General features: G+C 48.2%; 12 protein-coding genes. 8 read left to right on the forward strand and 4 right to left on the reverse strand.

Translation table 11 applies throughout. The features are described 5' to 3' along the window. The first annotated feature begins 83 nt into the window (after positions 1-83). Positions 84-1679 carry a thioesterase gene (locus tag CF168_RS02190; RefSeq protein ID WP_089066807.1) on the forward strand — a complete coding sequence of 532 codons (1596 nt, stop codon included), beginning with the start codon at positions 84-86 and terminating at the stop codon, positions 1677-1679. Between the two features lie 36 nt (positions 1680-1715). Here CF168_RS02190 and CF168_RS02195 read toward each other — a convergent pair whose 3' ends face one another. The 4 genes from CF168_RS02195 to CF168_RS02210 all read right to left on the reverse strand — a co-directional run bounded on the left by CF168_RS02195 (position 1716) and on the right by CF168_RS02210 (position 6541). Then, positions 1716-2327 (reverse strand): DedA family protein, encoded by a 612-nt coding sequence (locus CF168_RS02195; protein ID WP_089066808.1) that lies wholly within the window; start codon positions 2325-2327, stop codon positions 1716-1718. A 167-nt stretch (positions 2328-2494) separates the two neighbouring features. Next, complete coding sequence (locus CF168_RS02200; RefSeq protein ID WP_089066809.1) at positions 2495-3415, reverse strand: manganese-dependent inorganic pyrophosphatase; 921 nt, start codon at positions 3413-3415, stop codon at positions 2495-2497. A gap of 143 nt (positions 3416-3558) precedes the next feature. After that, positions 3559-4020: a YhcH/YjgK/YiaL family protein gene (locus CF168_RS02205; RefSeq protein ID WP_011624946.1), complete on the reverse strand. Its 462-nt coding sequence runs from the start codon at positions 4018-4020 to the stop codon at positions 3559-3561. Positions 4021-4147: 127 nt separating this feature from the next. Continuing rightward, positions 4148-6541: a TonB-dependent receptor plug domain-containing protein gene (locus tag CF168_RS02210; protein WP_089066810.1), complete on the reverse strand. Its 2394-nt coding sequence runs from the start codon at positions 6539-6541 to the stop codon at positions 4148-4150. Positions 6542-6848: 307 nt separating this feature from the next. On the opposite strand from CF168_RS02210, the gene CF168_RS02215 reads away from it, so the two are divergent. From CF168_RS02215 to CF168_RS02245, 7 genes are all read left to right on the forward strand, one after another. Further along, positions 6849-7904, forward strand: coding sequence for an alpha/beta hydrolase (locus CF168_RS02215; protein WP_089066811.1), 1056 nt, complete (start codon positions 6849-6851; stop codon positions 7902-7904). 143 nt (positions 7905-8047) lie between these two features. Next, positions 8048-8623, forward strand: a complete 576-nt coding sequence (locus tag CF168_RS02220) for an LON peptidase substrate-binding domain-containing protein (RefSeq protein WP_089066812.1) — start codon at positions 8048-8050, stop codon at positions 8621-8623. 52 nt (positions 8624-8675) lie between these two features. After that, positions 8676-9602 carry a pseudouridine synthase gene (locus CF168_RS02225; protein ID WP_089066813.1) on the forward strand — a complete coding sequence of 309 codons (927 nt, stop codon included), beginning with the start codon at positions 8676-8678 and terminating at the stop codon, positions 9600-9602. Between the two features lie 309 nt (positions 9603-9911). Beyond that, complete coding sequence (locus CF168_RS02230) at positions 9912-11300, forward strand: diguanylate cyclase (RefSeq protein WP_089066814.1); 1389 nt, start codon at positions 9912-9914, stop codon at positions 11298-11300. After that, positions 11297-12625, forward strand: coding sequence for a glycosyltransferase family 2 protein (locus CF168_RS02235; protein WP_089066815.1), 1329 nt, complete (start codon positions 11297-11299; stop codon positions 12623-12625). The genes CF168_RS02230 and CF168_RS02235 overlap by 4 nt, the downstream gene beginning before the upstream one ends. Further along, a complete protein-coding gene (locus CF168_RS02240; protein WP_089066816.1) occupies positions 12625-13680 on the forward strand; it encodes an HlyD family secretion protein in 1056 nt (351 codons plus the stop codon). The genes CF168_RS02235 and CF168_RS02240 overlap by 1 nt, the downstream gene beginning before the upstream one ends. 194 nt (positions 13681-13874) lie before the next feature. Further along, positions 13875-14237 (forward strand): hypothetical protein, encoded by a 363-nt coding sequence (locus tag CF168_RS02245; RefSeq protein ID WP_089066817.1) that lies wholly within the window; start codon positions 13875-13877, stop codon positions 14235-14237. Position 14238: the final 1 nt, after the last annotated feature.

Consider the following 14238-nt stretch of genomic DNA (forward strand, 5'->3'; position numbering starts at 1 on the left):
AGCGTATAATTTGGCCAATTTTGCTGTTAGCCCCAGCAGCGTGTCTATATTGGCCTAGTCTGGCCACAATTTAGTTGTCATAAATGAGCCTTAAGAAGTTTACTCAGTACAAGTTACTGTTTTTAATGTTGTTGTCCCTCGGTATTTTACTTCCTTTTATTCCTGACCAAGCCTATCACATTCCCGGCCCTGATATTGCAACGCAAAATCTGCATGTGATTGAATTTAATGATCAAGGTCAGCCACATAACGATGGACAATGGCAAGGGCTCAAGGCGCGGATTTTACAACCCAATAATGGCACTGCTCCCGAGTTGCTGATTTTTGTCCACGGTTGGCACCATAGCGCTAATCCGACGGACGAAAACTTTGTCGCGTTCGAACAGTTTTATCAACAGATGGCGGCATCCGACTCCCAGCGTAACCTATTGGGTTTATACATAGGTTGGCGTGGTGACAAGCTGGATCCCTTCTGGCTCGATGGCTCAGAAGATGCTACCAGTTGGATTGAGCCGCTGGATTTCCCGACCATTTTACAGCGTAAAGCCGTGGCCAAACGCATTGGGCAAACCGGGCTATCGCAGTTGCTGGATAAGCTGGATGGGTTAGTGGCTGAACATCAATTACTGCGTTATACCGTGATTGGCCACAGTCTTGGCGGCTTAGTGGTGCTGCACGCCAGTAAAGATAGAATCAAGGCGGCCATCGATAATGAGCAGGATAACCCGAATCTTTTCTTACTGTTAAACCCCGCCGCGCCGGCGCAGGATTTTAAACCACTAGATACGCTGATGAGCTTAGATAGGCAAAAACCGAGTATGGTGGTGCTGCAATCTAAGGGCGATTTTGCGGTAAAAGAGGCCTTTAATTACATCAAGGACGGCGAGCGGGCGCTGGGCAACTCTTGGGCAATTACCCATGATATTGATAAATGTTCTGGCGGTAATTGTTCGACGCCGATGAAGATGCCTTCGGCATTAATGGCTCACGATCAAATCCCAGGTTGCATGATGACCTTGCCGCATTCGGGTTGGAAAATCCGTGCTCGCCTTCAGGCGCGGCGCAGCGTGCAAACCTGTCCAGACGCCAATATGCAGGCTGTATGGGTGCTGGCCGTGTCCGATGAAATTGTCTCTGGGCATAATGGTATTTTAACGTCGGACCACGCCAAAGCGCTGTCCGAGGTGATGGGAATGATTGATTTATATCGAAATCAATTGCCTAAACATGCGGTCGAAAGCCCTGCGAATGAAGATTTAGCTACGTTGGCGCCCGACTCGGAAGCGGCAAGCTCGTCGGATACGCAAACAAATACTCCAGCAGAGCCTGTGGTGTTAGTCGAGCCATTACCTGAAGGCGAACAACCTAAGCCACAAGATTCAACAGATTCACAAGAGGCGCCAGAGAAGCAAACACCGATTGAGCAAGGTTTGCCGATAGTGCCGCCATCAGATGAGCACACCCCGCCGCAAGCGATGGATGGCAAGTCGAATGAAGTGAGTGGGGACACTAAACAAGAGGAAGCCGAGACCACAGCTACGCCGCCAGCCATTAATGCTGAGTCTCAAACTAATGCGCAACCTCCAATTAATACTGAGCCCCAAACCGAGATAAATAACACTAAGGATACTCAACCTAATGAGCCAACTCAGCCTCAACCTAAGGTTGAGACTGAGTAACTTAGGAGTTGCTTACCGAATGTAAGCGTATGAGCTTTACTGATTTTTAACCTGAAATTTACGCCAACTAAAATGAAGTAAAAGGATTAAAAGCAGGCTAACGATTGCCCATGTCGGGTATTTATGTTGATGATAAAACGTGAGAATAGGGGCGATTTCATCGCGGATTAACACTGGGCCTAAGCCAAAAAGCGTTACCCAAATGCTGGTGGCGAGTAGGTTTCCCATCACGAATTGCTTAAAGGGCATTTTGGCTAGCCCACAGCCAATAAACATAAACTGCTTAAGCCCTTCGACAAAGCGGCTGAGCACTAAGGCGGCTATGCCATACTGGCCAATCACACTGTGGATCTTGTCCTCAAGCTGCGGCTTTATCCAACCTTTTCGCAGCAATACCTCACCGAAGCGGCGACCGATAAAGTAGCCCAAACTGTTGCCACTCAGGGCGGCGACGCAGGCAACGATTAAGACTAATGGCAGCGACATTTGCCCCGTAGCGGCCAGTAAACTGGCGACAATCAGTAAGGATTGTCCCGGTGCAGGAATACCAAATCCCTCGACGGCGATGGCCACAAAGAGCAGCAGATAACCGTATTGCTGCAACCAAGGTGTCATTTCGGTGATAAGGTGTTGTAAGGCTTCTGGCATGATTAAAACACAGTGCGAGAATGAATCATCCCATCTTACTCGGCACAGCCAAATTTAGGATAGCTTTATGAGCAAAGTTTCATGCCGATTTTATGGAATGGCGCATATTCAAGGCATAAAAAGCCGAACTGAGTTCGGCTTTTTATGCATGACAACTTAATGCTAGCTTAAGCGAAAGCGGCCTGCAGTTGTGGCACAACTTGCTTCTTACGGCTTAATACGCCGTCTAACCACACTTTGCCATCGACTGGGGTTTTACCGTAGGCACGGTTAACCAGATCGGCATCGTCAGAAACCACTAACAGCTCTGAGCCTTCTTTCATAATGTCAGTCAGCAGTAACAGTACGCTGTGACGGTTGCCTTCAACTTTCAGGGCTTTGATATCGGCTTCCAGCTCGGCTTTGATTGAATCAAATACAGACAGATCAATTACTTCTAACTGGCCGATACCCACTAAGTTACCGTTCATGTTGAAGTCTTTAAAGTCGCGCATCACGAGATCGCGTGCTGGCGTGCCTTCAACTGCCGATTTTACCTTGAACATTTCCATGCCCAGCGCTTTAAAGTCTTCAACGCCAGCGATTTCGGCTAAGGCCTCAACGCAGCGGATGTCGGCTGTAGTGCAGGTAGGTGATTTGAAGATCACAGTGTCGCTCAGGATGGCGCACATCATGATGCCAGCGATATTTTTAGGGATGACAACTTGGTGGAAGTCGTACATCATCTTAATGACTGTGTTGCTGCAACCAACAGGGCGGATCCAGCACTCTAAAGGCGTATCAGTGGTCAGATCGCCTAATTTGTGGTGATCCACAATACCTACGATAGTCGCTTGAGCGATATCGTCCGGTGCTTGAGTCAGTTCTGAGTGGTCAACAATGTAGACCTGCTCGCCAGCATAGCTGGTTTTGTATTCTGGCGCTTCAAAGCCAAAACGCTCCAGAATAAAAGCGGTTTCGGGTGATAACTCACCTAAACGTGCGGCAACGGCTTCTTCACCGATTTGGTTTTTTAAATAAGCTAACGCGATAGCACCGCAGATTGAATCAGAATCGGGGATTTTGTGACCGACAACGTACATAGGCATTTCAGGGACTCTCCTTTAAATTTGTGGTAATTTTAACAATATTTCGCCCGATTCGGAAATAGCCAAAGCGCATATCGCTGCGCCCTTAAGTCGCTATTCCACTAAAAACCGACCGCTGGCAGTGGCCATTATTCACACAGGTGTTAGATCTTCACTTTTATCACGACTTTACGCACCGCTGTCGGTGTATCACTCGTGCCGGGCATATGCATGTCGCCAGGGAAAAAGAGCGCAAACATCCCTGCCTTTAGTTGAATGTAGGAGGCGTTGGCTTTATTCGACTCGTAATCGAACTCGGCGTAATCGTGCTTTTCGAAATAAGGTTTTGAGGGTGTTTGGTCGGCCAATGGTAGATAGCCAAACTCTTCTTCGCCGCTGACCACATACTGCACATCGATGTATTTTTGATGTACTTCAAAGGGTTCGGTCGATTGTGGCTTAGTGTGGTAGTCGTTGACTATCACGAAAATATCCTCGCCATCGAGGGGATAATTGCCAACGGGCAGTTGGCTAAAGTCAGTGCTGGCAAGATGTGCTAATGCCGTGGCAATGCGTGGACTGAGTGATTGATAAATATGGCGATTAGCTAAGGTATCGACAATCATGGGGTACTCGATATGGCGTAAGTAAATGAGTGAATTGTAAAGATTATAATCAGTTCACCGCCGTTAGAACATAAGCGATAGACATAAAAAAACAGGCCATAAATGGCCTGTTTTGATGGTTTGCGGCTTAGTAAGTGTACTTAGCCTCGAGGAAGTAGTATCCCCCATTAAATCCAAACGGTGTGTTGGTTAATGGATAGACGAAAATACCATTGAAGTTATTGTCATCTGGGCGTTTTTCAGGATACACATCAAACAAGTTTTGTACGCCAGCGGTGAAGCTTAAGGCATCGGTTGCGGCGTAGCGCACGGATAAATCCATCACCCATTGGTCGCTGTAATTCACATCACCCGTTGAGTAACCCACTGTATAATCGCCAAAATAGCTGAGGCGAATATTAGTCTTAAAGTCACCTAATTCATGGGTCAGTCCTAAGTTACCCGTATTGTGCGGCGTGGCCGAGGTCATGCGGGTTTGTTCGATATTATCGAAGAGTTTAGGGCCGAGTCCGTCCAAAATTTCTGGGAAATGAATATCTTGGATTTCTGTTTTGTTATAGGCGTACGCCAAGTTAGCGCGTAAATCGCCCCAGTTGCCGAGATCAACATCTTGGCTCACCACTAAATCGACGCCGCGAGTACGAGTATCGACGGCATTAATAAAGAAGCGCGCCGATTCTGCATTGGTATTGGCTAGCGCCGCCGCAACAGCAGGTGAGTCGTTTGGCGTCACTGAGCTTGAGAGGATAATCCTGTCATCGATTGAAATCTGATAGGCATCCAAGGTCAGGGCGAGACCCGTATCATTGGTATAGACCAAGCCTAAGCTGAAGGATTGCGATAGCTCTGGGTCGAGCTCGTTAATGCCTAGGGCTTTAGTCACTGGCGATAAGGTGTTGAAGGTACCTGATTCTGTTGGCACTAACTGGCCCGTAGTCGGATCAGGATTGAACAGGGTAGAGATATTGCTGAAGTACAGCTGTTGTACGCTCGGCGCTCTAAAGCCTGTGTTCACTGTGCCGCGCAGGGCTAAATGGTCGGTGAAGTCGTAACGGCCCGCGAGCTTCCAACTGGTGTTACCGCCAAAGTCAGAGTAGTTTTCGTAACGCAGCGCCGCCGCCCAATAAAACTCAGTAGTTAACTGGTTTTCAAGCTCGACATAAACACCGGTATTGTCGCGAGTTTCATCGACTTCTGACTCGGGCGTAAAGCCCGTAAAGCCTTGGCTACCCGCTGCACGGTTATCATAACCGCCATTGATATAAGAGTTGGGTTCGCCCGCCTCAATCTGATAACCGTTTTGGCGCCAAGAGACACCCGTTGCCACTAAGATCTCTGAATCATTGGCAAAGTTATAGTAGCGCGAGGCATCGATGTTCAGGTTTGCTTCGCTGGTGGACAGGGTGCCCGCATCGAATTCCGTTGGGCTATCTGGGCCGAGTGATGCGTTTAGGGTGTTCACAATATTGTATTCGAACGAGTTACCGCCATAGCCCGCTGAGGTATCGATATTCCATTCACCGAGGGTGAACTCATAGCCTAGGACTAATGATGAATCGATGATCTTAGGATTGATCTGCGGTAAAAAGCCGTCGGGATACAGCTCGGTCAAGTTACGAGCATCGAGTGCGCGGCGATAAAATGCACCGGATTTGGTTTCACGTTGGCTAATGCCACCAAAGGCATAGAGTTTACTGTCGTTTGATAAAGGCTGCGCCGCGTTGATAAATAAGCCTAAGTTATCGTATTCGGCGTCGCCCACTTGGTGGCTCTTGCGGTTGAAAGTCGCTTCACGCGGATCATCCGAACCGTCTGGCAGCTTAGGATATTGTTGACGTGGATCTAAGCCTGCGCGGTTGGTGCTGTCTTTATGGTGAGCTTCAACGCCAATATTCACAAAACCGTCGTTGTTTAGGCTGATCCCGTGGTTCACACCAACGCGCCATTGTTCACCGTCACCCAGATAGGTTTGTCCGGCTTGAGCCGACACGCTACCGCCTTGGTCGTTGTCTTTTAAGACTACGTTGATAACACCAGCAATCGCATCTGAGCCGTATTGTGCCGAGGCGCCATCACGCAGGATTTCGATGCGTTTAATTGATGTCATCGGGATTGCGTTCAAATCGACGTTAGATGAGCCCTTGCCGACAGTGCCACTTAAATGCACCAGCGCCGAACCATGGCGGCGTTTACCGTTTACCAGTACGAGCGTGTGATCCGGCGACAGGCCGCGTAAGCTGGCAGGACGCACCGCATCTGAGCCATCGGTGACCGATGAGAAGGGGAAACTGTAACTTGGCGCGGCAAATTGCAGCGCCTTAGCCGTTTCGGTCATACCGGTGGATTCGAGTTGCTCCGCGGTAATGATATCGACGGGGGCAACGCTGTCGGTTGCGGTGCGCAGGGCGATCCGCGAGCCGACGACTTCAATTTTCTCAAAGCTGCTGGCCTGTTCTTCTGCGTGTACGACAGGAAAAACCAAAGTTGAAGATACTGCTAATGCGATAACGGCTGGACGCATAAAACCTCTCAATGTGGAGTAACCTTTAGGCTGGAACGAAAACATTGAACCAACGAAAGTAACAATTCGATAGGGTGAAGGTTATCACTGTAACAATTGTTACATCTAGACAGAAAAGTACTAACTCAGAGCTTACTGTTCTAGATAATCCCTTAAAGCCAGTCGAATATGTTGCCACTTTGAATGTAATGGGCTAAGTGAATAAAATCATCTAGATCCATTAGGTGTACTGAAGGTTTATCGCGCTTAGCGGCTGTGTTTTAATGGCGCTAAACCTCGGGTTTGAGGCACTTTAAGGAGTTAAGTTTTGCCCGCATTACGCTTTCTTGCAGGTCCTACGGCCTTTAACATTATCAGGGAACAAGGTCTGCATCCCGATGCTTTTACACAACTATTGGCCGCATCCGGTGGCCCCAAATGGTTAGGGATTGCGGGTCTTGATAAGTATCTCTTCACGGAATTTTTTAAGCAGCGTAACACACCGCTTTATACCTTAGGGGCTTCGTCGGGAGCATGGCGTTTAGCCTGTTTGGCACAGCAGGATCCACTACAAGCCTACGGGCGTTTAGAGGATTACTATATTGGCCAGCGGTATGAAACCATACCGACACCGCAGGAAGTGAGCGAGCAGGTAAAAGGTATAGTCCAAGGCATTCTCGGCGAGTCGGGCGGGCGCGAGATAGTGAATCATCCTTTTATTCACAGTCATTTAATTGCATGTCGGGCTAAACATATCAATCGCCTTAGCCATAAATTGCCCTTGGCAGCAGGGCTAGCGATGACGGCCGCGACTAACCTCATTAGCCGCAAAACCTTGGGTTGGCATTTCGAGCGGGTGGTCTTTAGCCAGCAACTGGCATCATCTCCCTTTAAACAACTTGAGGATTTACCCAGCCAGCAGGCGCAGCTCACCGAAACCAATATGAACTCAGTGATGTTAGCAACGGGGTCTATTCCACTCGTGCTTGCACCTGTATCTCAGATTGAGGGCGTTGCCACAGGGCAATACTATGATGGTGGCATCACCGACTACCACTTCGATTTGCCTCTATCCCATGCCACAGGGCTGACCTTATACCCGCATTTTTATCCCCATATGAGCCCCGGATGGTTCGATAAATCCCTAACTTGGCGCCGAGCGCGCACCAATTACCATAATGCCTTGGTGCTGGCGCCTTCGGCGGAATTTGTGGCTTCGCTACCCTTTGGTAAGGTGCCCGACCGTGAAGACTTTAAGCAATTGGATACGGCGCAGCGGATGCAGTATTGGCGCCGTTCTGTTGCCTTGAGCGAGCGCCTCGCTGATGAATTTGCTGAGGTGTGTGCAAAAGGAAATATCGCTGCACACCTAGCGCCGTTGTAAGGCGAGAGCGGCAAGTCAGCCTAAATTCTTTTTTGCTGTCAGCGACTTTAGGAAGGAAATTATTTCTCCTGCTACACTCTAAACTAATAAGGGATGCGGCTAGTTTTTGAGCGTTTCCTTCTATGAGTGGGCAGGAGGTTGCTATGCAAACACGAGAAATGGCGTTAATTATGCGCGATGCCTTGTTGCTGCCACAGGGAAGGATTGAGGTCCGCGTGGTCGAGCCGGGTCAATTACGTATGGTCGCGGAAGTCTTAAAAGGTAAGTACGATTTAGCCTTTGCGGCGATGAAACCCAGTGGTACTCCGCCCTGTTATCCCACAGCCACTCAGTGCGACATCATCGATTTTAATCAGCTGGAAGATGACTCCCTCAGCATAGTGTTAGAGGGGCGTCAGAGAGTCAGTATTCTCTCGGCGGCACAGACGAAAGATAAGCTGTGGATGTCCCGCACTTTGCCCTGCCAAAATTGGCAGGAAGAGCCAATAGAAGGGGAGTTCGAGCTGATCAGTGCAGCCCTAGAGCAATTCTATGAGGTGAACCCAGACTTGCTGGAGCTGTATTCTCAAGTGCATTTAGAGGATGCGGCTTGGGTGAGCCAACGTTGGTTAGAAGTGTTGCCCATGTATAACCGCGATAAGCTAGTGCTGGTGAATCAACCCGACTGCCATAAAACTATGGATTTTGTCTTGCAACTCATTAAGTCCCATGTGGACTGAAAAACCACACAGAGGCTAAAATAGCGGCTCATTATCGCCGCTAGTTGTTTCTATGACTCAAACCGCCCGTGCCGCCCAACCATCCTTTGTGGTTCTTCCCTTAGAAGTGGTTGATAAACCAACCGTATTTTCTTTTTTGATCGAGCATTATGCCCATATTGGCGAAGCGGTTTGGCGCCAGCGGATCCTCGATGGCAAAGTGCATTGGCAAGACGGTAGTTTGATTGGATTAGATACAGCCTATCGCCCAACGGCGAGGGCTTACTACTACCGTGAAGTTCCCGTCGAAGCACAAGTCCCGTTCGCGTCGCCGATTTTGTTTCAAGATGACAACCTCATCTTGGCCTACAAGCCGCATTTTTTACCCGTCACCCCCAGCGGCGATTACGTGAATGAGTGCCTAGTGCACCGTTTACGTTTAAGCACTGGGATCGACACTATTGCCCCAGCCCATAGGTTAGATCGGGAAACCGCAGGCGTTATCCTGATGACGACTCGCCCCGAGACGCGGCATATTTATCACCAGTTATTTATTGATGATGCGATCCGTAAAGATTATCAAGCGATAGCCAAACTCACCCCAGAGATTATGTTGCAATATGCCCGTGGCGAATTAACCTTGCCATTGCATTGGACGGTGAAAAATCGCATGCAACGCAGCGAGCCGAGTTTCACCATGAAGATAGTCGAAGGTGAGGCAAATACGCACTCTGAGATTCGTTTAGTGGCGATTCATGGGGAGTTTGGTTTATTCGAGTTAAGTCCTATTACGGGCAAAACTCACCAGCTACGCGTCCATATGCAAAGCCTGGGTATGCCATTATTAAATGATCGCTTTTATCCGACGTTATACCCTAAAGGGCCGGATGATTTTACCAAGCCGCTGCAGCTCTTAGCGCAGCGATTACGTTTTGTTGATCCTATCACTGGCAACAAACATGATGTTCAATGCGAACATTTGTGCTTAAAAAATCATTAATGATCTATTTATGTTAAGTCTTGTGGGGTTTATTACGACGGTGGTTCGTATTTTGATTAATAAATTTATTTATAATGTTTTAAGTTAATGCCATTTATAATTAATTAAAATAATCCTTAGTTTTGTGAACAATCATTTGATATCGTATTGTTATACCTATTATGGTGTATTTACTCCTCCCATCTAATCAATGTTAAATACGGTAACTTTCTTCTGGTGAAATATCTAGGTGGGATCTATCATTTAAGTACTACACGGATGTTTATATTGATTTGAGAGATATATTCCTATTCCGTGCAAGGTTCTTTTATGGCAACCATATATTCCACAAATGTTGCAGGCAATTGTTCTTTAGACGATTTTGTCTGGATTGGCGCCTACAACAGTATTTCATGGCACCCCCAGTTTGAGGTATTCAACTCAGTTGAGGCGTTACTTGATCTCAAGCGTTCACCGGATTGCATCGTATTATCATTACAGGCGGAAGAACAAGATAAGTGCCTGCGCGCACTTAGAAAAAATGACGCCACCTTTTTAAGTCATATATTAGTATGCCATGAGAGTGCCTTATCGCCCTATTTAGCCAATGGATTATGGGATGCGGAATATGACGAAGGTTATCAATTATATCAACTTAAGAAACAACAAATTAAGTTAGATTATCACGACGATCCCCGTTACAAATTATTGACTTATTTGTGGTGTCATCAGGATGCGATATTAGAACCGCATTCCGTACCAGAAAAAAGCTATCTTTATGATTATCCGTTATTACGCTGTTTTGGTATTAATCCTGAGGAAAGTTTTAGCTGGTTAGGCGAATTACAAAAATCTCAGCTGATTGAAAAAGCGGAATTATCCAATAGATTACGTTTTTGCCCAGGGTGTCATTCGGGGCATCTTAATTACATCGATGTGTGTCCTCAATGTCATAGCATAGATACCGAGCAGCAGAGTAGTTTGCACTGCTTTAATTGCGGCCATGTGGGTGCTCAGGCCTCATTTCGCAAATTGAATACGCTGTGCTGCCCTAACTGCTTGCAGAATTTGCGGCATATTGGGGTGGATTACGATCGTCCGATAGAAAATCAACATTGTAATAGCTGCCAAACCTTATTCGTTGATGCCGTAGTCGAGGCGAAATGTCTGCATTGTCAGCTCAGCAGCAAGTTGGATGATTTACACGTGCGGAATGTTTATAGCTTTAAGCTGGCGATCCCTGGGCGGACCTTAGTGCGTCAGGGACGTTCGCAATCTTGGTTTGCCTTAGAGCCAGGCGAGCAAATGACCAGTGCTCAGTTTTATTGGCTGCTGGATTGGCAGAATAAATTAGCGAAACGTCACCATCAAACCCATTCTATTTTGTCGATTCAAATGTTGAACGTGGATGAGTTTTTGGCAACAGAAGGTGAGGCTAAGGGCTTTGCCCAGCTCGATGCCTTGCAAGAGCGTCTGCGCAGCGTGATCCGAGTTACTGATGCCTGCAGCAACTATACCCGCGACGGTTTATTGATGTTATTGCCCATGACGGAGATGAGTCAGCTTAAGAGTATTTACAACAAGTTGTTCGATCTCAAAGAGCTGCAATCGGCATCCAAAATTGAACTGAGTGTAAAAGCCCTGACCTTACCCGCGGACATTGGTGAGAATGTGGGTGAATGGCTAACGGATCAATTACTCAAAGCTAAGCCAATATGAGTGAATTCAACACCATCGGCTATATGGTGCTCGATATCTGGCACCAATTGGCTGAACATTTAAGCTTTTTCGCTTGGCTAGTGCCGCTTATTTTGCTGTATGAGGCACCGCTGATGTTGTTGGTGCTCACTGGCATTATGCGGTTTTACTACACCCACTTCGTGCAGGTACCTCGGCAGTCGCTGTATCACCCTAAAGTGTCCTGTGTGATCACTTGCTATGCCGAGGGTGAAGCCGTCAAATCGACCATAGACTCCTTTATCGAACAGGTTTATGACGGTGAGATAGAAATCATCGCCGTGGTTGATGGTGCCGTGCAAAACGCGCTGACCTATCAAGTGGCGATGGCGGCGGCCAAGGCCTGCCAAGTGCCTAAGCGCAAGGTGGTGGTATTGCCAAAATGGCAACGGGGTGGCCGAGTGTCGACTCTCAATGCGGGTCTCTCGGTTGCCACGGGGGAGATAGTGATCAATGCCGATGCGGATACCTCCTTCGATAACGATATGGTGTCGCAAATCGTGCCCTATTTTGAAGACCCTAATGTGCCCGCCGTGGGTGGCGCATTAAGGGTGCGCAATGTGAATGAATCGATACTGACGCGCATGCAGTCGATTGAGTATCTGATCTCCATGCAGGGCGGCAAGACAGGGCTTGGTCAATGGAATCTGCTAAACAATATCTCCGGCGCTTTTGGTGCCTTTAGGCGGACGTTTTTAATTCAAATAGGCGGCTGGGACACCCATACCGCCGAAGATTTAGATTTAACCGTGCGGATAAAGCAGTACTTTAAGCGTTATCCCAATTGGCATATTCCGTTTGCGACCTTAGCCATAGGCCACACCGATGCGCCGGCCGATCTTAAAACCTTAGTATTACAACGTCTGCGTTGGGATGGGGATTTGTTGTTCCTGTATTTTCGCAAACACTGGCCAGCTTTTACGCCTAAGTTGCTGGGCACTGGAACTTTTATCTTTACCTTGCTCTATGGCTTCTTACAAAACGTGTTGATGCCCTTTGTCATCGTTTTTTATTCCATCGGGATAGTGATGAGTTATCCGTGGCAGTTTATTACTTCGATTTCGTTCACGATTTACGGCTTCTATTTTGCCATCTTAGTGTTCTTTTACTTGATGGTGTTATTGGCGATTTCAGAGCGGCTGTCACAGGACTTACGTCTAGCCATTTGGTTACCTTTATATCCGTTCTATGCGCTGTTTATGCGTATGGTGTGCCTGTTTGCACTCTTGAACGAAGTTTTTCGCCGCTCCCATGAAGAAAGCTCAATGGCGCCATGGTGGGTATTGAAACGTGGGAGAAAGTTTTAATGAAAATTAACTATCAGCCGAGCGACAAGGCGCAGCGTCCAACGGATGACAACGGCATTGGGGTAAAATACGCCGCGGCTAAACGCGGCGGTTTTAAGGGACGTTGGTATTTGTTATTAGCCTTAGTCATTACACCCGTTGCTGTGGTTGGCTGGATATTACTGCGTCCGCATTTGTTTATCTTAGCCAGTGGCATAGTGACGACCGAGCCCTTAGAAGTACGCGCTCCCAGTGCCGGGGATGTGGCCGAGATCCTGGTGAAACGGGGCGATGTGCTTACTCGTGGTGCCAATCTGCTGACCTTAGTCGATGCGCAGCTAGACGCGCAAATCAGTGAGTTGGAGAAGCAACTCGCTCAGCTGCAGCAGGATAACCTCAGCCTAAATGCCGAGATCCTCACGCAATTACAGCAACGCATCGATGTCGCGGCCGAGGGGGTCACTCGGCAGAATGGGCTGCTCGACAGTTTTGAGCGCTATCAGCGTAAAGGGGTAGTACCTACTGCGGATATGGCGGCCGTATTGCAGGCGCACACGGCTTCAAAAATGGCGCTTGAACAGGCCAAAGTCGATTTAATGCAGGCGCGCCAAGGGCAGAAAACCGAGTTACTCGCAGGATCAATTGCCCAATCCAAATACAATGTTGAGTTGCAGCTTGCTCGATTAAAAGCGCAGGAATCACAATTGCATATCAAGGCGCTCAACCCGACAAGGGTTGTCGATGTGCTAGTGCAAGCGGGCGAGCATATCGTCGAAGACAGGCCCTTAGTCTTACTCTCGGGTCGTGAGGCGGCGGTGATCTTTGCCTACCTTGAGCCTAAGTACTTGGAATATACCGCCATAGGCCAAAAGGCGACCATCAAGTTACCTAACGGCACTCGGCTACGGGGTGAAATTTCAGAGCCAACCGAGTTAGTCGGGCGCTTACCTAAACAGCTGTCTGGTCCCTTCGATGGTGAAAAGCCAGTACTTAAAATCACCCTGAAGCCGGAAGTGCCCTTACCCACCTCGATTGAGGGCGTGCCGGTTGAAGTGAGTTTTGATTATCTTTGGTAGCTCAGCCTCTTTTTAGATTCATGCCGCTCTCAAGGGCTGGCGAGCGGCGCAATCTATTAAGGGTGTACAAATTTTAATACTCATCAGCGGACACTACCTAAGGTCTTAAACTGGTGAGAGGGGTGCTTCTGCGGTTATGATACTGTCCGACTAAAGTTTCAGTGCTGCGTTTTATCGACCACTAGGATGGTAAGATGACCAAATCTGCAATCGTTTCAATTTTACTCTGTGCCGCAGTATTGCTGGGCGCCATGTATTTTGGCGGCTGGACTAAGCATCCCTATGTGCATGAGCTGACGACGGAAATCCGTAAGGCCAGCGCGGTGATCGAGCCGAAGAAACCGAGTGCCGAGGTCACGCAGGACGCTGATAATAAAACCGATGTGTCGTTAAAACAGGGCGTTTGGGATCAGATGCACGACGATACTGCGCCGCAAAAACGCCCCGAGTCCCAGTTATTTAAACAGAGCTTGCCTAACCAAGAAGCCACCGCTAAACCTGTGGATTCTGGAGCGGGAGCAACCAGTTCTGAAGCGGCAAAACACAACCCTGTTTAAG

The sequence above is a fragment of the Shewanella bicestrii genome (genome assembly GCF_002216875.1).
Lineage (GTDB): Bacteria > Pseudomonadota > Gammaproteobacteria > Enterobacterales > Shewanellaceae > Shewanella > Shewanella seohaensis.

Coding starts and splice junctions, on each gene's coding strand:
- CF168_RS02240 (WP_089066816.1), top strand. CDS start 12,625: ATGAAAATTAACTATCAGCCGAGCGACAAGGCGCAGCGTCCAACGGAT.
- CF168_RS02205 (WP_011624946.1), bottom strand. CDS start 4,020: ATGATTGTCGATACCTTAGCTAATCGCCATATTTATCAATCACTCAGT.
- CF168_RS02245 (WP_089066817.1), top strand. CDS start 13,875: ATGACCAAATCTGCAATCGTTTCAATTTTACTCTGTGCCGCAGTATTG.
- CF168_RS02235 (WP_089066815.1), top strand. CDS start 11,297: ATGAGTGAATTCAACACCATCGGCTATATGGTGCTCGATATCTGGCAC.
- CF168_RS02190 (WP_089066807.1), top strand. CDS start 84: ATGAGCCTTAAGAAGTTTACTCAGTACAAGTTACTGTTTTTAATGTTG.
- CF168_RS02210 (WP_089066810.1), bottom strand. CDS start 6,541: ATGCGTCCAGCCGTTATCGCATTAGCAGTATCTTCAACTTTGGTTTTT.
- CF168_RS02220 (WP_089066812.1), top strand. CDS start 8,048: ATGCAAACACGAGAAATGGCGTTAATTATGCGCGATGCCTTGTTGCTG.
- CF168_RS02230 (WP_089066814.1), top strand. CDS start 9,912: ATGGCAACCATATATTCCACAAATGTTGCAGGCAATTGTTCTTTAGAC.
- CF168_RS02195 (WP_089066808.1), bottom strand. CDS start 2,327: ATGCCAGAAGCCTTACAACACCTTATCACCGAAATGACACCTTGGTTG.
- CF168_RS02200 (WP_089066809.1), bottom strand. CDS start 3,415: ATGCCTATGTACGTTGTCGGTCACAAAATCCCCGATTCTGATTCAATC.
- CF168_RS02225 (WP_089066813.1), top strand. CDS start 8,676: ATGACTCAAACCGCCCGTGCCGCCCAACCATCCTTTGTGGTTCTTCCC.